This is a genomic window from Thalassospira sp. CH_XMU1448-2, from assembly GCF_037027285.1.
GTDB lineage: Bacteria > Pseudomonadota > Alphaproteobacteria > Rhodospirillales > Thalassospiraceae > Thalassospira > Thalassospira profundimaris_C.
On the sequence record NZ_JAYMEA010000002.1, the window covers coordinates 208,651 to 235,109 of the forward strand.

Consider the following 26,459-nt stretch of genomic DNA (forward strand, 5'->3'; position numbering starts at 1 on the left):
GGCTGGCGTCGGGCTGGCGGGGAGTGTCATCGACGAGATCGTGTTCGGAATGCCAAGCATCGCTGGACCTTCACAGGTAAACACGCTATAGGAGCGGTCGAATTTTTCGTTCGTGTCTGCTGCAGATGACATAAAACAGTCTTGCGGATGCCCGAGCGGGCTGGTCTGACAGGGAACTCCCGCATGACCGGCGTGGTATCAGCCGATACCGTTCCACATCGAGTTCAATGAATACAGGTTACAGGTTATGGCCGGCCATTCCCAATTTAAGAACATCATGCACCGTAAAGGTGCGCAGGATAAAAAGCGCGCCAAGATTTTCACCAAGCTTGCCCGCGAAATCACCGTGTCGGCAAAGATCAGTGACGACATCAACAGCAACCCGCGTCTGCGTGCGGCAATTGCAGCGGCGCGCGGGCAGAACATGCCCAAGGACAACATCGATCGCGCGATCAAAAAGGCGACCGGTGCTGGCGACGGCGACAATTACGAAGAAGTTCGTTACGAGGGCTATGGCACCGCAGGTGTTGCCGTAATCGTCGAAGCCCTGACCGATAACCGTAACCGTACGGCGTCGGAAGTGCGTGCTGCCTTTGCAAAAAGCGGTGGTAACCTTGGCGAAACCGGCTCGGTCGGCTTCATGTTCAACCGTCTTGGTGAAATCGTTTATCCGGCCGATGCTGCGGATGCAGACGAAATCTTCGAAGCAGCCCTCGAAGCGGGTGCGGCGAATGTTGAATCTGATGAAAACAGCCACGTTGTCGATACCGAACTTGAAGACCTTAACGCTGTGCGCGAAGCGCTGACTGAAAAGTTCGGCGATCCGGAAAGTGCAAAAATGGTCTTCCGTGCGGTAACCGAAGCCGAAATCAATGTCGATCAGGCACAGAGCATCATGAAACTTGTTGATGTGCTTGAAGACAACGATGACGTCCAGAACGTCTGGACCAACGTTGCCTGGACCGACGAAATCGTTGCCGGTCTCGATAACTAGACTTGTTTAAAAACCTCTCCCCCGAATATGGTTGCCAAGGCCATCATATTCGGGGACGGTTCTATGCCCGCCCTTCATTTTGTGAATGGCGGGTGTTTTGTATCTGGTTTCTGAATTTTAGGGTGACACTGTGGTCAGAGTTCTCGGAATCGACCCCGGTCTTCAACGTACGGGCTGGGGGATCATTGACCTTCAGGACAACCGCATGCGCCATGTGGCCAACGGTATTGTTACCTCGACCCAGTCTTTGACCCTGGCAGAACGCCTTGATCAGCTCCATTCCGGACTGATCGAAGTGATCCGGATCTGGACACCTGACGAAGCCGCAGTCGAAGAAACCTTCGTCAATAAAAACCCGGTATCCACCCTTAAACTTGGTCAGGCCCGTGGTGTCGCATTGTTGGCACCCGCACGGAATGGTATTCCGGTAACGGAATATACACCCAATGCAGTCAAAAAGACTGTTGTGGGTGCGGGTCATGCTGCCAAACAGCAGGTGGAAATGATGGTTTCGACCTTGCTTCCGGGATGTGAAATTGCCGGGGCGGACGCGGCTGATGCGCTTGCAGTTGCCATTTGTCACGCGCAACATGCCGGAAACAGATCGCTTGCGGCAAGCATGGCGGCCAAACCAACAGGAAACGGGAGACGATACAGGTGATCGCGAAACTGCGCGGAATTGTCGATTTCATTGGCGAAGACAGTGTCATCATTGATGTGAATGGTGTCGGCTATCTGGTTTTTGCCTCGCGCCGGACTTTATCCATGCTGCCCCAAAAGGGCGGGGATGCCGGTCTGATGATCGAAACCCATGTCCGCGAAGATCACATTCATCTGTATGGTTTTGCCGATAATGCGGAAAAGCAGTGGTTTTCCTTGCTGACCACCGTACAGGGTGTCGGGGCCAAGGTCGCACTGGCACTTTTGTCTGTTCTCAGCCCGACCGATCTTCTGCGCGCGCTTGCCGCCCAGGATACAACAGCCCTGTGTCGCGCACCGGGCATCGGCCCGAAAGTTGCGACCCGTATCGTTGGCGAACTTAAAGACAAGGCCGCCAAGCTCAATCTTGGCCCGGTGGCAGCACCAGCGGCCCCGGAACCGGCAAAGCCGACGAAGTCAAAGAAATCTGACAAATCATCAGCCGATGTGAGCGTGGACACAGCCCCGGTCGAACCGGTTGTCGATGATAGTGTGGTGATGGCTGATGCCGTCTCGGCACTGGTTAATCTTGGATATGGCCGCTCCGAGGCCTTCGGGGCGGTGGGCAAAGCAGCCCAGCAGGCGGGTGAAGACAAATCGATTGATACCCTGATCCGTCTGGGACTAAAGGAGCTTAGCGCGTGAGCGAAGAAGAAGATCGCCTGCTCAGTGGTGAGCGTCGCGAAGAAGACCATCAGGATGGATCGCTGCGTCCGCGCCGGTTGGATGATTTCACCGGGCAGAAAGAAGTGCGCGAAAATCTTGATGTGTTCATTCAGGCCGCGCGGGCCCGTGAAGAAGCCATGGACCATGTCCTGTTCTTCGGGCCTCCGGGCTTGGGCAAAACCACATTGTCGCAAATCGTTGCCAGCGAACTTGGTGTCGGTTTCCGCGCAACTTCCGGTCCTGTGATCGCCAAGGCTGGTGATCTGGCCGCACTTCTGACCAACCTTCAGCCGCGTGACGTTCTGTTCATTGATGAAATTCATCGTCTGAACCCGGCGGTGGAGGAAATCCTTTATCCGGCGATGGAAGATTTCCAGCTTGATCTGATCATCGGCGAGGGGCCTGCTGCCCGCTCTGTGCGGATTGATCTGCCGCCCTTTACCCTTGTTGGTGCAACCACCCGGTCCGGGCTTCTGACCACGCCGTTGCGTGACCGTTTCGGGATTCCGTTGCGTCTTAGGTTCTATGAACCCGAAGAGCTGGTTAGCATCGTTTCGCGTGGGGCGCGGCTTTTGCATTTCGATATGACCGAAGAAGGCGCGATGGAAATTGCCCGCCGGTCGCGCGGAACGCCGCGTATTGCCGGACGGTTGCTGCGTCGTGTGCGCGATTTTGCCGCTGTGGCCGAAAAGTCACCGGTTGATAAATTTATTGCCGATGCCGCACTGACCCGGCTTGAAGTCGATAATCTTGGTCTGGACAGTCAGGACCGCCGGTATCTGAACTGTATTGCCGGGAACTATGGCGGCGGGCCGGTTGGTGTTGATACGCTGGCGGCGGCCCTGTCAGAAGAACGCGATACCATCGAAGACGTGATTGAACCCTATTTGCTCCAACAGGGCCTGATTCAGCGCACCCCGCGCGGGCGTATGCTGGGCATCAAGGGGTTCCAGCATCTTGGTCTGACACCGCCGCGCGAGGCGGGCGGGATGCCGATATCGGACCTGTTTGACCGGCAGATTAACGGGTCGTCCGGGGGCGATTCCTGATGTCACACAATCATCACGATGCGTTGCTGGGTTATATGGATGGCACCCGGCATGTCTATCCGCTTGTTGTCTTCTATGAGGACACTGATGCGGGCGGAATTGTCTATCATGCCAACTATCTTGCATTTGCCGAACGTGCGCGTTCAGCGATGCTTAACCTGTTGGGCTTTACCAATCGAAATGTTGCAGAACGCCACAAAGTTGCCATAGCGGTTCGACACTGTACCGTCGATTTTCGTCGCGCTGCCCAGTTGGAAGACCGCCTGACGGTGGAAAGCCGGGTGATTAAGCTAGGGGGCGCATCGCTTGGTTTCGAACAGAAAGTCATGCGCGACGGGGAAATACTTGTGGTGATCGAGATTTATCTCGCCTGCATGTCGCTGGAAGAACTTCGGGCACAAAGACTGCCCGATGAATTAAGAACGATATTTAGTCGATATCTGGATGTGAACAAGGACTGACGGGAATATGGAAAATCAAGTGGTCGACGCGGTAACGCTGGGGCAGTCGGTCATGGCACATGACATGTCTCTGTGGGGACTTTTCATGCAGGCTGGACTGGTCGTCAAAACTGTGATGATCGGGCTTTTGATGGCTTCTGTCTGGGTATGGGCGATCGTAATCGAAAAGATTTTGCGCCTTCGCAAACTGCGCGCGCAGGCAAATACCTTTGAAGAAGCCTTCTGGTCGGGCGGTTCGCTTGAAGACCTGTATGACCGGATTGCAGACAAGCCGCGTGATCCGATGTCGGCGATCTTTGTATCGGCAATGCGCGAATGGCGTCGTTCGAACGCACGCGGCGTCCATGGGGACACCATGCGTGCCCGTTTGCAGCAGCGCCTTGAAAAGTCGATGGAAATTACGCTGGGCCGTGAAATGGACCGGGTTGAACGTTACATGACCTTCCTGGCATCGGTCGGCTCAACCGCACCGTTCGTTGGTCTGTTCGGGACGGTCTGGGGCATCATGGTATCGTTCCAGTCGATTGCGGCTTCGAAAAACACGTCGCTGGCTGTGGTTGCACCGGGTATTGCCGAGGCATTGTTTGCAACCGCCATGGGCCTTGTTGCCGCTATTCCGGCGGTTGTTGCCTATAACAAGATTTCCAGCGACCTTAATCGTTACAATAATCGTCTGGAAGCTTTCGTGGACGAGTTCAGCTCGATCCTCTCGCGCCAACTTGACGATTCGAGAGACTGATCATGGGCGCACAACTCGCATCCCGATCTGGCGGAGGTCGCCGCGGACGTCGCAATAACCGGCGTGCCGCAATGAGCGATATCAACGTCACACCGATGGTTGACGTCATGCTGGTGCTGCTTGTGATCTTCATGGTCGCAGCCCCGCTGATGACGGTCGGTGTCGAGGTTGATCTGCCTGAAACCAGTGCTGCCCCGATGACCGGGCAGGACGAACCGCTTGTTGTCTCGGTATCACGCGAAGGCACCATCTATATTATGGATAGCGAGATCGCCCAGGACACCCTGAGCGAAAAGCTTGCCGCGATTACCGACAACAAGGCTGACACACGCATTTTTGTCCGTGGGGACAAGGCCATTGATTATGGACGCGTGATGGAAGTCATGGGGCTGATCAAGGATGCCGGCTTTACCAAGGTCGCCCTGATCGCCGAACTGCCCAAAAAGGGCTCGTAACAGACGATGCTGCGTTACGCTCTCATATCGCTTGGTTTGCATCTTGCGCTGTTTCTGGTCGCATGGCTGGGTTTGCCTGACCTGTTTGATGAAACGCCGCTGGAATTGCAGTCCATTTCGGTCGAAGTCGTGACAGTGGACGAGTTTTCTGCTGCCCCGACCAAGGCTTTGCCAAAGCCCGAACCGAAAAAGGAACCCAAACCTGCACCCAAGCCTGAGCCGAAACCGGAGCCCAAACCGACACCCAAGCCGGAGCCGAAGCCCGAACCAAAACCGGAACCGAAACCCGAGCCAAAGCCTGAGCCGAAACCGGAACCCAAGCCGGAACCGAAACCGGAGCCGAAGCCCGAACCAAAACCGGAACCGGTGCCCGTGCCCGAGGTAAAAAAAGAGCCTGAACCAAAACCTGAACCAAAGCCAAAAGAACTGGCTGCGGTCAAACCCGATAGCAAACCACAGCCTCCCAAACCGGAGCCGGTGAAAAAAACGGAACCGAAAAAGGAAGAACCGAAGAAACGCGACCTCATGAGCGTTCTCAAGGATGTGAGCAAGCTAAAGGAGACGGCACAGGCAACACCGGATACGCAACCCGATGACGTTCCAGAGGAAAATGCCAGCGAGGTTGTTGCAACCAGACTGGATGCCAATCTGACCATGAGCGAGCTTGATGCGGTCAAACGTCAGATTGAACGCTGCTGGAGCCCGCCGGCGGGTGCAAAGGAAGCAGGGAACTTTGCTGTTGAAATTCATGTCAGCGCAAATCCCGACGGAACTGTTCGACAGGCACGCATCAGTAATCTGAATGACATTCAGGGCGATTCTTCTCGCCGTACGATTGCAGAAAGTGCTTTGCGAGCAGTGCTAAATCCGCAATGCAGTCCTCTAAAACTGCCGCTGGATAAATACGAAATGTGGCGCACATTCACGTTTAATTTCGACATGCGTGAAATGCTGGGCCTTTAGTGATAAGTTCTTGAACACGCGTGGAAAATAGCGAGGCAGGATGACGATCAAGACCAACGCAGGAAAACGATTTTGGGTAAGAAGCGGTGTTGCCACACTGTGTGCCCTTGCCGTTGTCGCTGGCCTGAATGTCGGTTTCATGTCACCGGCAAAGGCGGAACTCCGGATTGACATCACCCGGGGTGAACTCAAGCCGATGCCAATTGCTGTCACCCGTTTCCCGGGCGACGGTGTTGCCGAGACCGAGATCGGGCAAAACCTGACACAGGTGATTGCCGCCGACCTCGAACGTTCGGGGCTGTTTGCACCGATCAATGAAAAGGCATTCATCCAGAGTGCTGCTTCGCTGGCGGTCAACCCGAACTTTGCCGAATGGCGCGCCATCAATGCCCAGGCATTGGTCAATGGTCGCGTTGTTACGGAACCAAACGGATTGCTTCGTGTCGAATTCCGTCTTTGGGATGTGTTGGCAGAAACCCAGATGTCAGGGGTTGCCTATCGTACACAGCCCAATAACTGGCGCCGGATTGCGCACAAGATCGCCGACGAGATCTATAAGCGCATCACCGGCGAAAGCGGATATTTCGATACCAGAATTGTGTATGTGTCTGAAACAGGCCCGGCCGACAAACGTGTGAAACGTTTGGCGATCATGGATCAGGATGGTGCAAACCACCGGTTCCTGTCGGACGGTCGGTTCCTTGTGCTGAACCCGCGCTTCTCGCCGACAGCACAGGAAGTGGTCTATATGTCGTACTTCAACGACAAGCCACGCGTTTATGTTTTGGACATTGATACCGGCGAGTTGGAATTGCTGGGCGATTTTCCGGGGATGACCTTTGCACCCCGATTCGCGCCAGACGGGAACTCGGTTGTCATGTCGCAAGCGCTTGACGGGAACAGTGAAATTTATCAACTGGACCTGCGCACGCGCGAAAAGCACCAGCTGACGCGACATCCGGCCGTGGATACCTCGCCTTCCTACTCGCCTGACGGTTCGCGCATTGCGTTCAACTCTGATCGCAGTGGGTCACAACAAATTTACGTGATGAATGCAGATGGTGGGGGCGTACAGCGTATCAGCTTTGGGGGCGGTCTTTATGCCACCCCGGTCTGGTCGCCTCGCGGAGACCTGATTGCATTCACCAAATCACAAGGAGGTCGGTTCTATATCGGTGTCATGCGGCCAGACGGCAGTGGTGAAAGGCTGTTGGCCGAAGGGTTCCTCGTCGAGGGACCAACATGGGCTCCGAACGGAAGAGTGTTGATGTATCACCGCCAGCACCCGTCCAGGGACGGGACCAAGGATCGCTATCGTCTGTATTCGATCGATCTCACAGGTTATAACGAACGAGAGATCGTTACACCTGCGGATGGGTCGGACCCAGCATGGTCACCCTTGATTCCCTGATATCTCAAGAGTATAGTCATCGCGAAGCACTGAATGCGATTCGCTTTAATCGCGGGCATTTTCGGTGTCGCGAGACATGGAAAACACCAACCTCGGGCGAATGCGTCCGGTGTTAAGGGGAAAACTTAAATGAAACTTCGTATTCTCAGCGTTTTTGCTGCTGCCGCTCTTCTGGCTGCATGTGAAACTGCACCTGATAGCTCTGCGACCACTGGTGGCGAGGGTGTATCGACTGTAAACCAGCCGTCCACCAGCACGTCGCTGTCGGAAAGCAGCCCAGAGTGGTTCGCTGTTAACGTTGGTGACCGCGTCTTCTTTGGTTTCGATAAATACGATCTGGCCGGTGAAGCACGTCGCACCCTCGAACTGCAGGCCGCTTGGCTGAAAAAATACCCGCAGTACAAAGTTGTTGTTGAAGGTCATGCCGACGAGCGCGGCACCCGTGAATACAACCTTGCACTCGGCGAACGCCGCGCGAACTCGGTTAAAGATTACCTGATCGCTCTGGGTATCGACCCGTCGCGCGTTGAGACCATTTCTTATGGTAAAGAGCGCCCGGTTGCTCTTGGCCATGACGAAGAAAGCTGGGCGAAAAACCGCCGCGCTGTATCGGTTATCCGTTAAGCGCGTGCAGGTGAAAGCCTGACTTGAATATCAAGGCGCCTGTCCCATCCGGGGCAGGCGCCTTATTTTTGCCGCCTGAAAATGTTGAAAATGTCATGCTGTCCTGTTCATAGTGACGCATCGAAGACCGCATTGACGACAAAGGACCTGATAATGATCCGAGTTCGACCCACGACTGAATCGCAAATTATTGCCTGTGATCACGCCCCTTCTGTTTGGGCCAATATCACAGCTTCACGCGTAACAGGGGCCGCAACTTCGCGCAAAGGCCGCAACTTTCTTGTCGCACTTGCCATTGGTACAGTGCTTGGCGTGACGTCACTTGGGGCTGTTCCTGTGCATGCACAGGATGCGAACATGTCCCGGCAGGTCGAACAGCTGCGCAAGGATCTTGATCTTTTACAGCGCTATGTCTATCGCGAGGGCACCAATGGTGCAGCCGCTGCTGCGGGGAGTGCGGTAAGCGGTGCAGACGCCTCGACCCCGGCTGCGGCGCGTCAGCAGGTCCAGATTAACGAACTTCAACGCAATTCTTCCCAACTGACCGGACAGCTTGAGCAGTTCGATTTCCGCATCCGCAAGATCGAAGAACGGCTTGAACGGCTGGTGGCTGATATTGATTTTCGCCTTGGGCAGCTTGAAGGCGGCGCTGCCGTTTCGGGTGGTGCAACTGGCACAGCCCCGCTTGCAGCCGGGCAGGCAAATACAGCGACCCCGACCGGTAACGCGGTTTCATCGGGTGATCTTGGCGGGGGTGCCGGTACTGGCGAACCGCTTAATGATCGCGGAACCAAACTGTTTGGCGTGATCGAAAGCGAAGGTCAGCCGCCGAAAATTCCGTCAGGCGCCGCTGCAACTGCCGGTGCACAGACCCAGTCTGCTGCCCTGTCTGGTGGCACACCCGAAGAACAGTATCGCGAAGCATTCGGCCTGCTGCGCAAACAGGATTTCCCTGCCGCGGAGAAGGCTCTTAGCAGCTTTGTCTCCGCACATCCGAATGATCCGCTGGCGGGCAATGCGCAATACTGGCTGGGCGAAACCTATTATGTGCGCGGGGAATTTGAAAACGCTGCCATCGCCTTTACCGAAGGTTTCCAGACATATCCCGATAGCACCAAGGCACCGGACAATCTGCTGAAGCTTGGCATGTCGCTTGCCAATCTTGGCAAGAATGAAGATGCCTGCACTGCATTCAGTCATCTGATTGATAACTTCCCGAATGCGTCGAATGTTGTGCTTGATCGCGCCCGTCAGGAACGCAAAAATCGCGGATGCGCGCAGTAAGCCGACTGTAAAAGGCATGTCATGACCGACAGCGTCCCGACAAATTCCGATCTTTCGGCGGCGTCCAGTGGAACTCCATTGGACGCCGTTGTCTTTGATCGTCTGATGATGAGCTTCGCTCCGTTCGAAGCTGCCCCGAAAATGGTCGTTGGCGTTTCGGGGGGCGCGGACAGCATGGCGCTTGCCCTTTTGGCGCATCAATGGTGTCAGGCGCGTGGCGGTTCGGTCGTTGCGCTCACGGTTGATCACGGGCTGCGATCCGGTTCTGCTGCCGAAGCCCGATGGGTCGGTGATCAGCTTTCCAGATACGGGATCGAGCATGTCATCCTGCGCTGGGAGGGGACAAAACCCGCCAGTGCGGTGCAGGAACGCGCCCGCCAGGCACGCTATGATCTGATTGATCGGTTCATGGCTGATCGCGGCATTTTCCATTTGCTGGTTGCCCATCATGGTGGAGATCAGGCCGAAACCATTGCCATGCGCGATGCCCGGGGGGCCGGGATTATGGGGCAGGCGGGCATGTCTGCCCGGCGTTTCCTGCGCAATGGACGTGTCTTGCGTCCGTTGCTGTCGGTTCCGAAAACCGATCTGATCGCAACGCTTCGGCAATCGGGTCAGGAATGGGTGGAAGACCCGTCAAACTGCAACGAAAAATTTGAACGCGTGCGGGTTCGCAGCGAGCTGCAAACACAAGGTGCGGGTTTGGTATCTTTTGATGATGCTTCGGAGCGCATCAGGTTTGAAGCCGCTATCGGCCGATTGCTGGCACAGGCGGTCACGTTGCATGGCAATGGTGTGGTGCAATGCGCCCGCGATCTGTTGACCGACACCCAAATCCCCGAAGCTGTGCGGGTCTATGCGCTGGGGCAGGTGGTGCGCACCGTTGGCGGGGCCGCCTATATGCCGGCCATTGACGGTTTGGCTGCTGTACTTGCCAGATTGGCAGCAGCCCCGTCTGCGCGTGTCAGTCTTGGGGGCTGCGTCTTGCATGGTCGCAAAGGCAAGATTTGCGTTTATCGGGAACTTGGTCGCATGGACCGGGAGCCGGTTCGTGTTGCACGGGACATTGTTGGTCGGGACAGTTTTATAAGGTGGGATAACCGGTTCGAATTGGTCTTTGATCGGCAGACATTAACGCCACAGGATCACATGTGGATTGCGCCTTTGGATCGTTGTGATGTGTGTCACACGAAAGCATTTCGTGCTGCATTACGCGAAATTGTACCATTTATTGGTGATTTGCCACGCGCAGCCCTTGCATCAATGCCTGCACTCTACGATAAAGAAGGCTTGCGATCCGTTGGCGGGCTTGAGGTTTCGGAGCTTTCCGACGTATTATCCGCCGCCGACTGCGAATGGCCCCCGGGCAGGGGGAAATTTTCATTTGGCGGGCGATGGCGGTTTGCACCACCGGTACCTTTGTGGGAAAGTGGTTTCAAATCGTCGCCGAAACCCGGCAACCTACTTGCGTAAGCAGGGCTTGTGACTATCTGATGTTCAAGCCTTGCGCAGGAAGTTTTGCGTCACGGCACACATAATTGCGACCAGTAGCTTGGAATGAATATGGGAAAAAATCTCGCACTGTGGGTTATCATTGCCATCCTTTTGGTGGCCTTGTTTAACCTGTTTCAGTCGCCCTCCGGACGGTCCGGCCAGTCGTCGCTGGCGTTCTCGGACTTCCTTGCCGAAGTTGATAGCGGCCAGATTTCGGAAGTCACCATCCAGGGCAATACTCTGATTGCAGAAACGCGCGACGGTCGCTCTGTTAATGTTTACACCCCGAATTACCCGAACCTTGTCGAAAAACTGAATGACAAGGGTGTGCGCATCATTGCACAGCCGGAAGAAAGCCTTTCGCCGCTCATGAGCGCGCTGATCAGCTGGTTCCCGATGCTGCTGATTATCGGTGTGTGGATTTTCTTCATGCGCCAGATGCAGGGCGGCGGCGGCAAAGCCATGGGCTTTGGCAAATCCAAGGCCAAAATGCTGACCGAAAAATCCGGTCGCGTGACCTTTGATGATGTCGCAGGCATCGAGGAAGCCAAGGGCGAGCTTGAAGAAGTCGTCGACTTCCTGCGTGATCCCCAGAAATTCCAGCGCCTTGGCGGTAAAATCCCCAAAGGTATGCTGCTTGTTGGTCCTCCGGGTACTGGTAAGACGCTTCTGGCACGTGCGATTGCAGGCGAGGCAAACGTTCCGTTCTTCACCATTTCGGGTTCGGACTTTGTTGAAATGTTTGTTGGTGTCGGTGCATCGCGTGTGCGCGACATGTTCGAACAGGGCAAGAAAAACGCTCCTTGCATCATCTTCATCGATGAAATCGACGCTGTTGGTCGCCATCGTGGTGCCGGTCTTGGCGGCGGTAACGATGAACGCGAACAGACACTTAACCAGCTCCTCGTCGAGATGGATGGTTTCGAAGCCAACGAAGGCGTGATCCTTGTGGCTGCGACCAACCGCCCGGACGTTCTGGACCCCGCATTGCTGCGTCCGGGCCGTTTTGACCGTCAGATTGTTGTTCCGAACCCTGATCTTGAAGGCCGTGAACACATTCTTGGTGTCCATGCCCGCAAGGTGCCGCTGGGGCCGGATGTTGATCTGCGTACGGTCGCACGTGGTACGCCGGGCTTCTCGGGTGCTGATCTGGCAAACCTTGTCAACGAAGCAGCTCTTCTTGCAGCCCGTCTTGGCAAGCGTGTCGTTACCATGGCCGATTTCGAAAACGCCAAGGACAAGGTCATGATGGGCGCGGAACGTCGTTCCATGATCATGACCGATGACGAGAAAAAGCTGACGGCCTATCACGAAGGTGGTCACGCGCTGGTTGCTATTCACACCCCGGCATCTGATCCGATCCACAAGGCGACCATCATTCCGCGCGGTCGTGCGCTGGGTATGGTGATGCGTCTGCCGGAACGTGATCAGGTTTCGAAATCCTATGAACAACTGATCTCTGATCTTGCAGTTGCAATGGGTGGTCGTGTTGCCGAGGAAATCATCTTTGGCAAGGACAAGGTCACCACGGGTGCATCCTCGGACATCAATATGGTGACCCAGTATGCCCGCAAGATGGTCACGGAATGGGGCTTCTCGGACAAACTTGGCAATGTCAAATACGTTGATAACCAGGAAGAAGTGTTCCTTGGTCACAGCGTGGCACAGCACAAGAATGTTTCCGAGAAAACTGCACAGCTGATCGATGAGGAAGTGCGTCGTTATTCTGACGAGGCCTATACTTTCGCCAAGCGTGTTCTGACCGAACATCTTGATGATCTGCATATTCTGGCCAAGGGGCTTCTGGAATATGAAACCCTTTCGGGTGATGAAATCAACGCGCTGCTGCGCGGCGAGGAACTCAACCGTTCGGGCCATTCGACTGGTGGTGGCAAGGATGCCGGTGGTGGACGCCGTTCCACCGTGCCGAGCACCGGTGGTGCCCGCAAGGATAACCCTGGTGAAGGTGGCGGAGATCTTTCTCCCGAACCGCAACCGGGAAGCTAACGAAAGAGACTGATGGACGAGATCAAAAGATCGGTCCTGCGAAGCCCCGCCGATGTGCGGGGCTTTGCTGATTTTGATGGACCGCTTTACTACGCACCCACGGGTTTCATTGATCATGCCGATGATCCCAATACGCTGCCGCTTGCGGGATCACGGCGCGGGTTTTCTGCCCTTGAAATCATTCGTCGTCGCGAAGGTGGTGGTGCTGAAAGCATGATCCTGCCGCTTCTGGCCCTCGAAGGCTGGGTTCAGAACAGCGGGCGCGTGGATGAAATCAACAATGTCCTTGACCGGCTGATGGCCAAGCGTCCGGAATATGCCGGGCTTGATATGGCTTCCTGTCACGTCATGGGCATCATCAATGTCACGCCCGACAGTTTTTCCGATGGCGGGGACTACAACACGACTGCTGACGCGGTTGCTCGTGGTCGCAAGATGGTCGAGATGGGGGCATCCATTCTTGATGTCGGCGGCGAATCGACCCGACCGGGTGCGGATGAAGTCTCTGAACAAGAAGAAATCAACCGCGTTGTACCGGTCATCCGTGACCTTGCTGCCGACGGTCATGTGATTTCAATTGATACCCGCCATGCTTCGGTAATGGAGGCTGCGATTGAGGCCGGTGCTGCCATCATTAATGACGTTACCGGACTTGAGGGTGATGAACGCGCGATGGAAGTTGCGGCTGCATCGGGCAAGCCGGTCATGCTGATGCATATGCAGGGTGAACCGGGCACGATGCAGACAGATCCGCAATATGATTGCGCTGTTCTCGATGTTTATGACTATTTGCTTGATCGCATCGAAAGCTGCGAACGGGCAGGGATTTCACGTGATCGCATTTGCATTGATCCGGGCATCGGATTTGGCAAGACGCTGTCGCACAATCTGGAACTTCTGTCGCGGTTGGCGATTTTCCACGGCTTGGGATGTCCGATCCTTCTTGGAACGTCGCGTAAATCCTTTATCGGCAAAATCGATCCCAAGGCAGAACCCAAACAGCGTTTGGGTGGTTCGATTGCATCGGCGGTTAATGGATGGCGTCACGGGGTTCAGATGATCCGCGTGCATGACGTTCAGGAAACCGTACAGGCGCTTTCCGTGGCCAGTTCCACCTCAATCGTATAGCAAGACAGGTCGATATATCACTGGCTGTATAGCTTGTGATTTTTGACGGTTTGATTAAAAGCAAGATCAGTCAGGTTGTTGAAGAAAGATATTCTCAACCTGAGTTGGTCTTGCTTTTTTTTGTCGGGATTCTGGCATTTTCTGACCTTTGAAGGTTGGGGCTTGCACATTGGGACACATCGTCACATACCAAACAGTGAATGAATAAAAGTGACTCAAAAGTCACAACTGTTGGTTGGCGCAAAAGCAAATGCGAAGGTCTTTGTATGAACGGATTTGAGGGTCTGGCGCAGTCCGTATTCGACGGTGCCACTTCCGGCCGGGATGCTATGAAACACTGTGTGTTCGTCGTGGAAGACAACACAGACCTGAACAAGGATCTGTGCGAATATCTTGATATGTGCGGTTTCGATGTCGTCGGATGCGAAACCGGTGCGGCATTTTATCGTGCGCTCAAAACCGGAAAACCGGATGCTGTCATTCTTGATATCATGCTTCCGGATGCGGACGGTTATGAACTGGCGCAACATGTCCGCAAGAATATTGATTGCGGGATCATGATGCTGACGTCGCTTTCGGGCATGGATAATCATCTGACCGGCTACAAGTCCGGTGCGGATGTCTATCTGACCAAGGACAGCCCGCTTTCGGTCATTGAAGCCGCCCTGAAACCGCTGATGCGCCGCACGACACGCAGTGACATGGACACAGGCCAGGAACAGGTTGTGCCTGATGATGGCTGGGTACTGGATCTGCTGAACTGGACCCTGCGTAATCCAAACGGGAACGAGGCGAGCCTTACTGCAACGGAACGCACGATCATCAGATTGCTGATCGAAGCCAATGGTGCTTGGCTGACCCGCCCGGAAATCGTTATGGAACTTGGCAAGGCCGATACCGCAGAAAACTGTCGCAACCTCGATACGGCCATCCGCCGTGTTCGCCAGAAAATCCTTAAGGAAATTGGTGAAGAACTGCCGGTTCGAACGGCCTATGGTCGTGGTTATGCCTTTACTTCGACCGGGGTTGTTCTGGGCGCTGCCGACGCATCATAACGCGGCGTTACGATCCGTTTTCCTGTCGATCTTCTTTCAGGGTGTCTTGATAGCGGGCTCTTTGATGGGCAAAAGCAAGCACAGTTCTATCCCGGACTGTCCGCGGTCACGCAATTTGATTGATCCTCCGTGGGCATCGACAATGCGTTGCGAAATATGAAGGCCAAGCGCACTGCGTTGCGAACCGGACTCAACGTCCTTGCGGAACAAGGCTGCCCCGATCAGGCGGATTTCCTCATCATCAAGTTCCGGACCGCTACAGGGAATAGCAATTTCGACTAGCCATTTGCTTTGCCGCTGCAATACCAGATGCAATGGATTGCCATGGGCAAAACGTCGGGATGTTTCAATCAGGTTGGTAATAGCAAGGCCAATCAGCGTTTCATCAATGTAGGCCTCGACACCTTCGGCATGGTGGATGGTCAGGAAAATTTCGGCACCTTCACGGGTGGTGTTGGCAACGAATTCTTCCATGAAACGATCAACGGAAACCACTTCGCGAGCCAGTGAAAGTTCCTGATTATCAATGCCATCCTTGCTCAGGAATATATCGACCAGGCGGGCAAGTTTGCGCGCCTGAAGCTGGATCCGTTGCAGTCGATCCATGACATCGCCCTTATGGTTTTTCAGGCGCAGCATCAGCATTTCAGCCGACCTCTGGATTACCGCAAGTGGTGTACGAAACTCATGCGACAGCATCGAAATCAGTTTGCGCTGTTCTTCAACCAGTGTGGTGGTCTCAGCTGCCTTCATTGCAACAGAGATACGTTCTCGATCCATAGACGCCAGACGAAAGCCCATCAGGATACTCATAGCGATGATGTGGAACAGCAATGTGAATTGATGCAGTCCCAGACGCATCGGTGTTGCCTCTATCAGTCCGACATGGGCAAGTTGCAGCATGATGGCAGGGCCTGTCGGCATCACCAGAACGATCAGAAATGCCCAGCTCATCTTGTTGCGAACATTTTTGAACAGTCGTCTGATGATGTGAAGGCACATCAGGGCCATGAATACTGAATGGCTCGGAATAATATAGGTGCCAAAGACCGTATACAGATCGTTGGTTGCTCCAAAAAGGAAAAACAAAATCATTGCGCTATAGCCGCAATAGATTTTGAACATCAGGGGATGTCGTTTCCTGATCCCGGTAATATGTAACCACAGGAACGCCGTGGCGGCATGCGAGATGACATTTAGTTGCCCTAGAAGAAGATCATTCATCCAGGGCGTTTCCGGCCGGATATCGCTTAATACAACACCGTTTACAATTGCGACAACACCCCCGACGCTGGCTACCCAGATTCCATACAGAACCACAATAGGGTCGCGCGCCATAACGCCAAGCGCCAGATAGGCAAAGCCAAGTGTTGCGATTATCCCGAAGAACACATTGGTCGCAATGTTCCGATAGGTTAGCGACGAGATCAGATCACCCGCAGGCCACAATTTTGCCCGCAGAAAATTCGCACTGTTGCTTTTTACCCGGATGAACATCTTGTAGTCGCCAGTGTCAAGCAATGGCAGGGCGGCCACTTGGGTTGATCCCGCATAGGTCCGTTTACTTGCCGGAACGTGATCTCCGAGATGCTCTTGCCAGACAGGGTCGCGTGTGCCGTCTGCGACAATCATCACATCAATGAAGTTCAGGTAGGTGGGATTAAGTTCAATGAGCGGCTTTGTGGTCAGTTTGTCCTGAACTGTGATGTCCAGCCTGTACCATATTGCATCCCGGCTATAGCCAAAGGACGGGATGCCGGTGGTCATGACAAAGGCGCTGTCAGGAATCTCCCTGATATCGCTTAATACCATACGGCGAGTCTTGTCGACATACCATCGAAGGTAGGGCGTAATTTCAATCGGTCCGGGAATAAAGCTTGATAGTTTCAGTCTGGAATATTCACTGGGCTCAGGGGCTTGTTGCGCCTGCGCTGATTGAATTGTCGTGACAATAAGGGCGATGACGGCCAAACCCGTGACCACAGTCATTGTGACCACCAAATGGCCAAGCTTTTTTCTGATGGATGCTAACGCTGATAACATTGGTTCAGCGCCTTTTGTCTGAGGGTATCAAGGGCAGCTTCCCCGAAAGGCCGAACTGGATTTCGTTGGTTTTCCCGGCTGTTGCTTGAAGGTTGTAGGGCAGCTTAAGCAATACCGTTGTCCCGCCATGTTCGCCGACACTAAGTGACATGCTGCCTTTATGGGCTTCAATGATCCGGTTGGTAATATGCAGACCCAGTCCCACACCCTGTGTCACCGAAGATTCCCGGCCGCGATAAAACGCATTCTGGACCTTGCCCAGTTCATCCGGCGCGATGCCGGGGCCTTCATCGACAATGCGGATATAGACATAGCCGTTGGCAGACCGGTTGCAGGCAATCCATACCGGGGCGCCCGGTGCATATTTACGGGCATTTTCGATAATATTGATGATGGCACGTTCCAGCAGAATGCGATCAATATTGACGATCGCGAAATCTGCATTGATCAGGCTGACATTCTGCTCCTGAACTTCTATGGACCGCCGTGCAATCAGATCCGTCAGAAACTGGTCGATGGCAACCTGTTCACGCGATGTCGTGAAGGTCGCACTATCAAGGGTTTCCTTGGTCAGAAAGGCATCAACAAGAGCTGATAGCTGTCCGGCATTTCGGCGGATTGTCGTCAGTCGGTTATGAACGGATTCATCTTCATCACGCATATGCAATCCCAGAATTTCTGAAGAGCGCTGTATGATTGCAAGCGGTGTGCGGAACTCATGCGACAGCATGGTGATGAATGTACGTTGTTCTCCGGCAAGCTGGGATGCGCGCTGATTGCTCTGATAGGCATGGATGCGCTTGTGTGCAAGTCGATAGACACGAACACCCATGGCAATCGCAACCATGACCAGATGGATTGTCGAGCTGGCCTTGTAGATGTTGGACGTTAGGCTGTTGATTGGCAGGCTGCCAATCAGCATCAAAAGATGAATACACGCCGACAGCGTCGGAAAGCCCAGAGCAAGAAGGAAGAACCAATACATCAGTGTATTGTTTTCCCGGTACCCGGTCGCGATCAGATAGCCAAGCAAGATGAAAAGCAGGAATGTATGGGGAATGAAGAACAGCTTGGCATAATAGATATAAAGGTCCGATGTGGACGTGAGAGCCCCCAAAATCATGAGACCGGCAAGGCCCATCATCACACGGAACAGGAACGGGTTATGCTTGTCTAGGCGAATAATATGGGCCCACATTGCGACAGATGACCCGATAGAAATCGCCGTGCCGGTCCCGGTAATCAGGTCGTTTGCATATAACGAGACATCCTTGAATAACAGCTGGGCATATCCTGTGGTTCCGAGATTAAGCAGGAACAACCCCAGAATATATATCGCATACCAGCTCACAGATGCATCGCGCGAAAACACGCCAAACGTCATATAAAGGGCAAAAACAACAAGCAAAACCCCAAGATAACTGCCGTTGCGGTAACTTTGCGAACCGGTTTCTGCAATGAATGTTTCCTGAGTCTGAAGCTTGGCTTCAAGGACATGTGCGCTGTTTGTGACAACCCGGATGACAAGCCAGTAGTGACCGGGGGCAAGTTCGGGCCAAAGACTTATATATTTAAGGTTGGCCGGGGCGCCTGGATCGTTGGGAACCCTGTCACCAACCCGGTCTTCCCAAAGCACCTTTCCTGTTTCCCGGGAAAGAACAGTTAATAAAATATCGTTGAGATAAGCTGCTCCCAGCTCGATAAAAGCATTGGTTCCCGGGCTGTCAAATCGACTTTCAACGATAAACGGAGCGCGATACCAGACCGGCTGGTCGGTATATCCGGGGCCGGGCCTGTTATAAATCGTTTCAAATTCGGTTTCGGGAATGTTTATGACGTCGGCCGGGATCGATATTTCCCGGCTTGTCGTCAGACGGGTCAGAAAATGATCAAGGGTGATATCACTGGCCGGACCGTTGTTTCCGATTACGAAATGTTGCTGCCTGTCATGGGCGCGGGATGTCGCCGGGAACATTTCAATGAAAACAGCGATAATGATTGCCCAAAGCACAATCACCGCCATGTTTGAGCGAAAAACGCGCAAAATTCCCCCGGTTTCAATCCTTTAAAACGATGACCTTTTTGATAGCGGGTTTTTGAAAGCAGGTCATTGCTTTTATCAGAAGGTAAGCATGTAATCGCGTTAACGTATTGATGGCAGACTGGGCGTAAAATCTAGCCCTTGTCAGGATGATTGAAGAGTAGCATTGAAGCGTCACTTTGATATAACCGGCAGTCAGAATTCATGAGGCGGTCATCACTGTCCGTCACGTAAGCAGAGAAAAGAACATGAGCCGCAAATATTTTGGTACCGATGGAATTCGTGGAACGGCCAATACGGCCCCGATGACCGCCGAGGTTGCGTTGAAGGTCGGGATGGCTGCCGGGCATTATTTCACGCGCGGGAACCATCGGCACAAGGTCGTCATCGGCAAGGATACCCGTCTGTCGGGCTATATGCTTGAACCGGCACTGGTTGCCGGCTTCACCTCCATGGGGATGGATGTGATGCTGGTCGGGCCAATGCCGACCCCCGCTGTTGCCATGCTGACCAAATCGATGCGTGCCGATATCGGTGTCATGATCTCTGCTTCGCACAACCCGTTTCAGGATAACGGCATCAAGCTGTTCGGTCCGGACGGCTTCAAACTGTCTGACGAAGTCGAACTGGAACTCGAAGCCCTGATGGAAAGCGACCTTTCCGGCAAGCTGGTCCCGGCCAATGCACTTGGACGGGCAAAACGCATTGATGATGCGCCCGGTCGCTATATCGAGGCTGTCAAATCCTCCTTGCCCGGTTCGGTCACCCTTGAAGGCATGCGCATCGTTCTCGATTGTGCCCATGGTGCCGGATATTCGGTTGCGCCCAAGGTTCTGCGTGAACTCGGTGCCGATGTGATCGAAATCGGCACTAGCCCGAATGGCTTGAACATCAATGACAAATGCGGTTCGACCTATACCAAAACCATGTGCGATCGCGTTCTGGCCGAAAAGGCTGATGTCGGTATTGCGCTGGACGGGGATGCCGACCGTGTTCAGATGTGTGATGAAAAAGGTCAGTTGATCGATGGTGATCAGTTGATGGGGCTTGTGACCACCCACTGGAAACGAACCGGTCAGCTGCGTGGCAACGCGCTGGTGGCGACGGTCATGTCAAACCTTGGGCTTGAACGATACCTTGAACGCAATGATGTGCGCCTGATCCGCACCAAGGTCGGTGACCGCTATGTGGTTGAACAGATGCGCGCTCTTGATTGCAATGTTGGCGGGGAACAGTCCGGGCATATCGTACTATCCGACTTCGCATCGACTGGTGATGGCCTTCTGGCAGCCCTTCAGGTGCTTGCCGTCCTTGCCAGCCGCGAGGGGCGGGTGTCGGAAATGAGTCGCGTGTTTGATCCGCTGCCGCAAATCCTTAAAAACGTGCGCTATTCTGCCGGTTCTGATCCGCTTTCCGATAGCAGCGTGATCGAGGCTATTGCGACAGCTGAAAAGTCATTTGACGGCGACGGTCGTGTCCTGATTCGTAAATCGGGTACCGAACCACTGATCCGCGTCATGGCCGAGGGCGATGACGCGGTCAAGGTCGAACAGATCGTTGACCGCATTGTCGCACAAATTACCGCAGTGGCAGGCTGATGCCGGTTAAACGCCGTTTACTGACGTCATAACAACACTTTGCATGCATAAAGGAAGTCGATCATGAAAGGTCGTGTCTTGATAATAGCCGGATCCGACTGTTCGGGCGGGGCAGGTATTCAGGCCGATATCAAGTCGGTAACTGCTCTTGGTGGCTATGCTGCAACGGCGATTACCGCCTTGACGGTGCAAAACACGACCGGAGTCTTCGACGTTCTGGGCATCGCCCCGGAGATGATCGTTCATCAGGCGACTGTGACGATTGATGATATCGGTGCTGATGCCATCAAGACCGGGATGCTCCACAGCGTGCCGGTGATCGAAGCTGTGGCGGAATTCATCAAGCAAAAGGCAGCCGGTATTCCGGTTGTTGTTGATCCTGTGATGGTATCGCAAAGCGGATCTCCCTTGTTGCAGGAAGACGCTGTTTCGGCCCTGATTGGCAAGATGATCCCGCTGGCTACCGTTCTGACACCAAATATTCCCGAAGCGGAAGCATTGTCAGGCATGAAAATTACCGACGAAGGTGATATGATTGCTGCGGCGCACAAAATTGGCGATCTCGGTGCCGAGGCAGTCCTGATAAAAGGTGGTCACGCCGAGGGTGATAAAATCGTCGATATCCTGTGGCGCCGGGATGGCGATATCGAGGGCTTTGAAGGAACTCGTATTCCGTCTGAAAATAATCATGGTACGGGCTGCTCGTTAGCAAGTTCGATTGCAACCGGGCTGGCACAGGGCATGGGATTGAGTGATTCTGTTGCTCGCGCACGGGCTTATGTCCGTGAAGCCATCCGAACCGCACCAAATTACGGCAAAGGAAACGGTCCGCTAAACCATGCGCATCCTGTGACCGGGTAAGTCACTTAACGAAATGTCACAGGGCGCCAAAAGTTGGGACACTTGCGGTATGCCGGGAACTTCGTTTTTTCATCAGGCGCGTAATAATGCCTGGTCCAATCACCGTCTGTTCGGGGTCTGTCAGAAGCTGACAGCGCACGAACTTGATGCCAAACGAACAAATTTTTCGCCCTCAATTCTTGAATCCCTGAACCATATGCTGACCGTTGACTGGTATTATCTCGACGTTCTTACCAACGGGGGACGGGGGGCTGATTGCCTGATCAATGAAATGCCGTTTCGCGATATCGCCAAACTGGCCGCTGCCCAGCGCGACACAGATCATAAACTGATGACCTTCTGTGAACAGCTGGGAGAAAAGGATGCCATGCGTGACGTGAAACTCGAACGTCAGAATAACGGGGTTACACACGAAACCGTCGCCGATATTCTGTCTCATCTGTTTGTCTATCAAACCCATCATCGTGGGCAGGTCCATGTTTTGCTGGGCCAGACCACACAGTCACCGCCACCACTTGATGACTATCATCTTGAATATGATGCGCCTTTTCCCGGAACGGGGTTTGAAATTCCCGGCGGTAAAGGTGCCTGAAGGATACCGATGAATAAACGAATGCTACGTCGTGCAATTTTGGTGGGCGGGATTGCTGTTCTTGCCGCGGCAAGCTATGGCGATCCCGAACGCCATATCGCCGATCTGATCTGGAAGAATGATGCCGCCCCCTGGGAAAAGGTAACAGCGGTCTATACGCCTGATGCTGCGGAGCCTCGCAAGATCGAAATCAGCGAAGCCGTGTTTGCCGATGTTGCTGCCTGCCGTGACCATGTCATGGAATTGGCGGCCGAGCGTGGCGATCCTGACCTTCAAAAAGGCAGTTTTGAATGTGCAGTCGGCTTTTACCCGCAAAGGGATGCGGAAAAAAAGACCGTGACCGGCGACTATCGGCTGATTGTCCGCTAGGCCCTAAAGCACATACCAAAGAAGGGCGGGCAGGGCGATGGCGGCAAGGAAGCTTGAGCTGATGACTACGCCTGCGACTTCTTCTGGTTCGCGGTTATAAAGCTGCGCAAACAGATAGCAGAACACCGCAACCGGCATAGAACATTGCAAGATCACAACGCCGCGTTCGATGCCCTCCAGCCCCATGACTTCCGAAAGACCCAGACCAACCCCGAACCCCATGCCAAGGCGCAACAGGCTAAGCGCTGTGCTGCGCGCAAGGCTGACCGGACGTAGCTTGGCCAGTGACACACCAAGCGTGAACAGCATCAGTGGAATGGTCAGCTGCCCGATCAGGTTGGTGGTGTTGTAAAGCCATGCCGGAACGTCGGTGTCGGTCGCAAGGAAAACCGTCGCAATCAGGGTTGCCGGAATGATCGGCATCTTGGCCAGTGATCGGATCGAGAAACTGCCCGAGACAAAAGCAACCCCGATGGTCAGTTGCAAAACAACATAGGTGGCAAAAAACGCCACCGACAAAGCCAGACCTTCCTTGCCATAAGCCAGCATGCAAAGCGGCAAGCCGACATTGCCGACATTCGGCCAGGTCAGCGATTGCAAATAGGTGCGCGGAGACAGATTGAAAACCTTAAGGATCGGCCAGCCGATCAGCGCAAACAGAATGTTCGCCGCAAGGGCAGCCGTTCCCATTAAAATCAGGGCATCCCCCCCAAGTTCGACCGTGGCAAGGGCGGCAAAGGTCAAACAGGGTGTCGCGAAATAGGTGACAATGGATGTCACAAGGTTGGTATCAAAATGCTTGCCGGCACGGGCCCAGAAATAGCCAAGTCCTGCGGTAATAAAGACCGGTGCCAGAATGGCTAGAATATCGGCAAACATTGAATACGCTTTCTCTGATCAGGTTCTTTTAACCAGAACCTGTCACGGCGGGCCATATTTCTGCAAGCGAATAATGGTAATACCACTTTGTTTTTCGCGCTGCGGAATGTGGGGTGCCTTTTGCTCGCGAACTTGCCATATTGGCAAAGCTTGCGGCATTGTTGCCCGAAACTGATTGCGTAAAAGGTTGCTGATGCAAAGCCCGTCCCATGATTCCGTCAAACGTCATCTGATTGATCCTGCACCCCGATTTCGGGATCGGCGGCATTTGCTTCCTGCGGTCTTTCTGGATCGTGACGGCGTGATCAATGAAGAAGTCCATTATCTGTCACGTGTCGAGGATTTGCGTCTGATTGACGGTGTTGCAAGCGCCATCCGTCGTTTGAACGAGGCCGGGATTCCGGTGATTGTTGTCACCAACCAGTCGGCGGTTGCCCGTGGCTATATCTCGGAAGATCAGCTTCTGGATATTCATAAGGCACTTGTGGCCATGCTGGCCGAACAAAAAGCCTCGTTGCAGGGCATCTTCTATTCCCCCTATCATGAAAAGGGCGAGGGGGATTATCGGCGTGAAACAACCTGCCGCAAACCGCAACCAGGCATGTTGCTGGCTGCGGCGGACGAGTTTGCCATTTCATTACCGGACAGTGTGCTGGTTGGTGATCGTATCAATGATGTCCGCGCAGGACATGGCGCGGGGGCGCGTGCGGTCATGGTGCGAACCGGGCATGGGGCCAAGGAAACGCAACTGCCCGAAGCAGCCGAAGCAGACGTGATTGCCGATGATCTCGCCGCTGCGATTGATATCATTCTGGATTCAATGATCGCCCGATAAGGCGGTGAGTTGTCAGGGACTAACCCCGTTGAAGGCACCAGTTCTGCCACATCTCGCGGCAGGCCTCTTCGAATTCGCGGGCAATGGCTGGTGGGTGAAACGCCTTGCTGTTGCGGATGCGTTCACGCATGTTTTCGCGGATGCTGGCAAGGGCGGTAAGGTCGGAACTCAGCATGATGCATTTATCGACATACCCTTTTTCGGTTTGCGCGCATAATGCCTCAAGCCCGATATCACTCAGTAATCCCAACCCCAGTCGAGACCCTGGAAGGTCATTGGCAAGCGATACAAACGGCACGCCAGACCACAGCATCTCGAAATAGTTTTCAAGCGACATGGCGGGAAACGGCGCAAGACCGATATCAATCTGGGCAAACAGAGCGGGGCGATCTTCTTTGGCAACAGCACCGGCAAGATCCAGTCGGTCACGATTGATCCCGGCCTGACGGATGCGGTCCAGGAACGTCTTGGCGGCATATGAATCCTCAAGAACGTCGTCCTGAATGACGATGCGGCTGTTTTTGACTTTATTGAGGATGCGGGCAAAACAAATCAGCGTTTTGTCACTGATATTGGCAACCCGGTCAATACAGCCAAACCGGATAATTTCGTCACCGAATGCCGCCGGAAGCGGGCTGACAGGTAAAGCATCATCTCGTTCAGCCGGAAGATACGGTCCCATCTCCAGTCTCTGGGGGCGTTCGGAAAACTGTTTGTTATCGGCAAGGCTGCTACTGAACACTTCCTTGTGCCCGATCAGATAGTCAATCTGCGCAATCCCGGTTGTTGCCGGTGAAAGGCTGGCCTGAACCGGTGCGGCGTAAAGGGCAAAGACCTCAATCGGCTGGGTCGGGTGCGCGCCGCAAATATCAATCAGGATATCGATCTTGTCCTTGCGAATACGATCGGCAATCTGCATCGGGTCCTGACCAAATACCTCGCGCCAGCCATCAGCCATGACTTGCCAGGACCGTGTGACATCATCAGGTCGCGGTGTTGCCGAATACAGGAACAGCTCGATCTCATGCCGGTTCAGGTGGCGCGCCAGCGTCCCCAAAAGAGCATGCGACGGATGCTCGCAGAAAAATGGTGACAGCCACCCGATGCGCAGACGCTTGTCGGCCTGTCTGCTATTGGCAAATACCGGTTTTGCTGCAATCGGCATATGGTGCTTTGCCCAGTTCTTCGCGGCCTTGGCATGGTCCGAGGTGTTTGCGGATGCCAGTTTGACCTTGGTGCGCAGCAAAAGGGCGTCGGCAGTCGCATGGTCAGGATGCTTTTTAAGGATCGCTTCAAGGGTTTCGATGGTTGCTGCGATATCACCGCATTTCAACGTGATGTCTGCCAGAACCAGATCAATATCGGCTGTATCCTTGGTAAGCTGCCGGGCGGTTTTCAAAAGCGCAATTGCCTTGGCATATTGCCCCTGATGGGCAAGTGCCTGTCCAAGGCCGCGCAATCCGGGAACGAATTTCGGATTGATGCTGAGCGCGCGCTGAAACAGGCCTTGCGCCAGCTCAGGATACCCAAGCCGCAAATAAGCGCCACCAACACGACAGATATATTCCGGTGAAATCCCCGCCGTCCGGGCCGCATGTTCAAGCGAAGTCAAAGCCGCTTCTTCCTGACCCAGCGCATGCAGCGCATTACCAAACAGCAACAAGCCTTCGTAATGATCCGGTTTTAACCCCAGCAAGCGCCCCAGAAGATCAACCGCCTGTCCCAGATGCCCGCGCGGCATTTCAAGACGCGCCAGATGATAAAGGGCTGTGGGGAAGTCGCCGTGATAGCTGATGGCCTGTTTGAACTGATCAATTGCCTTTTCAATCTGGCCTGAACTCTCAAGCGCGATGGCATAGTTGCATCTGGCGGCCGGATTGGCCCCGAAACTTGAAAGGCAGCTTTCAAAAAGATCAATCGCCTCGCCGTGGCGTCCAAGTCCGGTCAGAAGTGTTGCCAGAAGATGCTCGGCCTCTGCATTATTGGGCGCGATATCAAGAACCTGACGGTAAATCTTCTCGGCTTCTTCGGGGCGATTGCCCTCATGCGCACTAAGTCCGCGTCGCAACAATGTCTTGAGTTGGTCGGACATGGGGGTGCGTTTCTCCGCCGGATCATCATTTCTGAATTCTGCAATTGGTCTCAAGACATTAAAGGGTTTGGGGGAACCTTTAAAGTGGTCAGTTGTGACAGGCGGGCAGACGGTTGCCAA

At 54.2% G+C, this 26,459-nt stretch carries 24 protein-coding genes; 20 read left to right on the forward strand and 4 right to left on the reverse strand.

Annotation, left to right across the window (positions count from 1 at the left end; all coding sequences use genetic code 11):
• Positions 1–247: 247 nt before the first annotated feature.
• The 15 genes from WA318_RS08290 (at position 248) to WA318_RS08360 (ending at position 15,029) form a co-directional block, all read left to right on the forward strand.
• Entirely contained in the window at positions 248–994 is a 747-nt protein-coding gene (locus WA318_RS08290) for a YebC/PmpR family DNA-binding transcriptional regulator (RefSeq protein WP_114099839.1), read from the forward strand.
• 130 nt (positions 995–1,124) lie between these two features.
• Entirely contained in the window at positions 1,125–1,655 is a 531-nt protein-coding gene (ruvC, locus tag WA318_RS08295; RefSeq protein WP_114099840.1) for a crossover junction endodeoxyribonuclease RuvC, read from the forward strand.
• Complete coding sequence (gene ruvA, locus WA318_RS08300; protein ID WP_336080561.1) at positions 1,652–2,338, forward strand: Holliday junction branch migration protein RuvA; 687 nt, start codon at positions 1,652–1,654, stop codon at positions 2,336–2,338. The genes ruvC and ruvA overlap by 4 nt, the downstream gene beginning before the upstream one ends.
• On the forward strand, positions 2,335–3,408 hold the full coding sequence (gene ruvB / locus WA318_RS08305) for a Holliday junction branch migration DNA helicase RuvB (protein ID WP_114099842.1): 1,074 nt from the start codon (positions 2,335–2,337) through the stop codon (positions 3,406–3,408). Before ruvA ends, ruvB begins: the two co-directional genes overlap by 4 nt.
• Positions 3,408–3,869, forward strand: coding sequence for a YbgC/FadM family acyl-CoA thioesterase (locus tag WA318_RS08310; protein ID WP_336080562.1), 462 nt, complete (start codon positions 3,408–3,410; stop codon positions 3,867–3,869). The genes ruvB and WA318_RS08310 overlap by 1 nt, the downstream gene beginning before the upstream one ends.
• Before the next feature lie 7 nt (positions 3,870–3,876).
• Positions 3,877–4,608, forward strand: a complete 732-nt coding sequence (gene tolQ / locus WA318_RS08315) for a protein TolQ (protein ID WP_114099844.1) — start codon at positions 3,877–3,879, stop codon at positions 4,606–4,608.
• 2 nt (positions 4,609–4,610) lie between these two features.
• Positions 4,611–5,063, forward strand: coding sequence for a protein TolR (gene tolR, locus WA318_RS08320; protein WP_114099845.1), 453 nt, complete (start codon positions 4,611–4,613; stop codon positions 5,061–5,063).
• A gap of 6 nt (positions 5,064–5,069) precedes the next feature.
• Positions 5,070–6,026 carry an energy transducer TonB gene (locus tag WA318_RS08325; protein ID WP_336080563.1) on the forward strand — a complete coding sequence of 319 codons (957 nt, stop codon included), beginning with the start codon at positions 5,070–5,072 and terminating at the stop codon, positions 6,024–6,026.
• A 40-nt stretch (positions 6,027–6,066) separates the two neighbouring features.
• Positions 6,067–7,437 carry a Tol-Pal system beta propeller repeat protein TolB gene (tolB, locus tag WA318_RS08330; protein WP_114099847.1) on the forward strand — a complete coding sequence of 457 codons (1,371 nt, stop codon included), beginning with the start codon at positions 6,067–6,069 and terminating at the stop codon, positions 7,435–7,437.
• A 129-nt stretch (positions 7,438–7,566) separates the two neighbouring features.
• Positions 7,567–8,061 carry a peptidoglycan-associated lipoprotein Pal gene (gene pal, locus WA318_RS08335; RefSeq protein ID WP_068518111.1) on the forward strand — a complete coding sequence of 165 codons (495 nt, stop codon included), beginning with the start codon at positions 7,567–7,569 and terminating at the stop codon, positions 8,059–8,061.
• A 153-nt stretch (positions 8,062–8,214) separates the two neighbouring features.
• On the forward strand, positions 8,215–9,345 hold the full coding sequence (ybgF, locus tag WA318_RS08340; protein ID WP_336080564.1) for a tol-pal system protein YbgF: 1,131 nt from the start codon (positions 8,215–8,217) through the stop codon (positions 9,343–9,345).
• 21 nt (positions 9,346–9,366) lie between these two features.
• Positions 9,367–10,818, forward strand: coding sequence for a tRNA lysidine(34) synthetase TilS (gene tilS / locus WA318_RS08345; RefSeq protein ID WP_336080565.1), 1,452 nt, complete (start codon positions 9,367–9,369; stop codon positions 10,816–10,818).
• 84 nt (positions 10,819–10,902) lie between these two features.
• Positions 10,903–12,846: an ATP-dependent zinc metalloprotease FtsH gene (gene ftsH / locus WA318_RS08350; RefSeq protein WP_114099850.1), complete on the forward strand. Its 1,944-nt coding sequence runs from the start codon at positions 10,903–10,905 to the stop codon at positions 12,844–12,846.
• 12 nt (positions 12,847–12,858) lie between these two features.
• Positions 12,859–13,974, forward strand: coding sequence for a dihydropteroate synthase (folP, locus tag WA318_RS08355; RefSeq protein ID WP_336080566.1), 1,116 nt, complete (start codon positions 12,859–12,861; stop codon positions 13,972–13,974).
• A 350-nt stretch (positions 13,975–14,324) separates the two neighbouring features.
• On the forward strand, positions 14,325–15,029 hold the full coding sequence (locus tag WA318_RS08360) for a response regulator transcription factor (RefSeq protein WP_336080567.1): 705 nt from the start codon (positions 14,325–14,327) through the stop codon (positions 15,027–15,029).
• A gap of 36 nt (positions 15,030–15,065) precedes the next feature.
• Here WA318_RS08360 and WA318_RS08365 read toward each other — a convergent pair whose 3' ends face one another.
• Both WA318_RS08365 and WA318_RS08370 read right to left on the reverse strand, forming a co-directional pair.
• The gene (locus WA318_RS08365; protein WP_336080568.1) at positions 15,066–17,018 is read right to left on the reverse strand and encodes a sensor histidine kinase; all 1,953 of its coding nucleotides are present in this window, start codon (positions 17,016–17,018) and stop codon (positions 15,066–15,068) included.
• Between the two features lie 58 nt (positions 17,019–17,076).
• A complete protein-coding gene (locus WA318_RS08370) occupies positions 17,077–19,116 on the reverse strand; it encodes a sensor histidine kinase (RefSeq protein WP_336080569.1) in 2,040 nt (679 codons plus the stop codon).
• A gap of 245 nt (positions 19,117–19,361) precedes the next feature.
• Between WA318_RS08370 and glmM the strand changes: the two genes are divergently transcribed.
• The 4 genes from glmM to WA318_RS08390 all read left to right on the forward strand — a co-directional run bounded on the left by glmM (position 19,362) and on the right by WA318_RS08390 (position 22,533).
• The gene (glmM, locus tag WA318_RS08375) at positions 19,362–20,711 is read left to right on the forward strand and encodes a phosphoglucosamine mutase (RefSeq protein WP_336080570.1); all 1,350 of its coding nucleotides are present in this window, start codon (positions 19,362–19,364) and stop codon (positions 20,709–20,711) included.
• Between the two features lie 63 nt (positions 20,712–20,774).
• Positions 20,775–21,572: a bifunctional hydroxymethylpyrimidine kinase/phosphomethylpyrimidine kinase gene (gene thiD, locus WA318_RS08380; protein WP_336080571.1), complete on the forward strand. Its 798-nt coding sequence runs from the start codon at positions 20,775–20,777 to the stop codon at positions 21,570–21,572.
• 49 nt (positions 21,573–21,621) lie between these two features.
• Entirely contained in the window at positions 21,622–22,164 is a 543-nt protein-coding gene (locus WA318_RS08385; protein ID WP_336080572.1) for a DinB family protein, read from the forward strand.
• Between the two features lie 21 nt (positions 22,165–22,185).
• The gene (locus WA318_RS08390; protein ID WP_336080573.1) at positions 22,186–22,533 is read left to right on the forward strand and encodes a hypothetical protein; all 348 of its coding nucleotides are present in this window, start codon (positions 22,186–22,188) and stop codon (positions 22,531–22,533) included.
• Between the two features lie 3 nt (positions 22,534–22,536).
• Here WA318_RS08390 and WA318_RS08395 read toward each other — a convergent pair whose 3' ends face one another.
• Positions 22,537–23,412 carry an AEC family transporter gene (locus WA318_RS08395; protein ID WP_114099858.1) on the reverse strand — a complete coding sequence of 292 codons (876 nt, stop codon included), beginning with the start codon at positions 23,410–23,412 and terminating at the stop codon, positions 22,537–22,539.
• Positions 23,413–23,605: 193 nt separating this feature from the next.
• Here WA318_RS08395 and WA318_RS08400 point away from each other — a divergent pair, with 193 nt between their 5' ends.
• Positions 23,606–24,247 carry a D-glycero-alpha-D-manno-heptose-1,7-bisphosphate 7-phosphatase gene (locus WA318_RS08400; RefSeq protein WP_114099859.1) on the forward strand — a complete coding sequence of 214 codons (642 nt, stop codon included), beginning with the start codon at positions 23,606–23,608 and terminating at the stop codon, positions 24,245–24,247.
• A gap of 19 nt (positions 24,248–24,266) precedes the next feature.
• On the opposite strand, the gene WA318_RS08405 is transcribed toward WA318_RS08400, so the two are convergent.
• Complete coding sequence (locus tag WA318_RS08405; protein WP_336080574.1) at positions 24,267–26,339, reverse strand: O-linked N-acetylglucosamine transferase, SPINDLY family protein; 2,073 nt, start codon at positions 26,337–26,339, stop codon at positions 24,267–24,269.
• Positions 26,340–26,459: the final 120 nt, after the last annotated feature.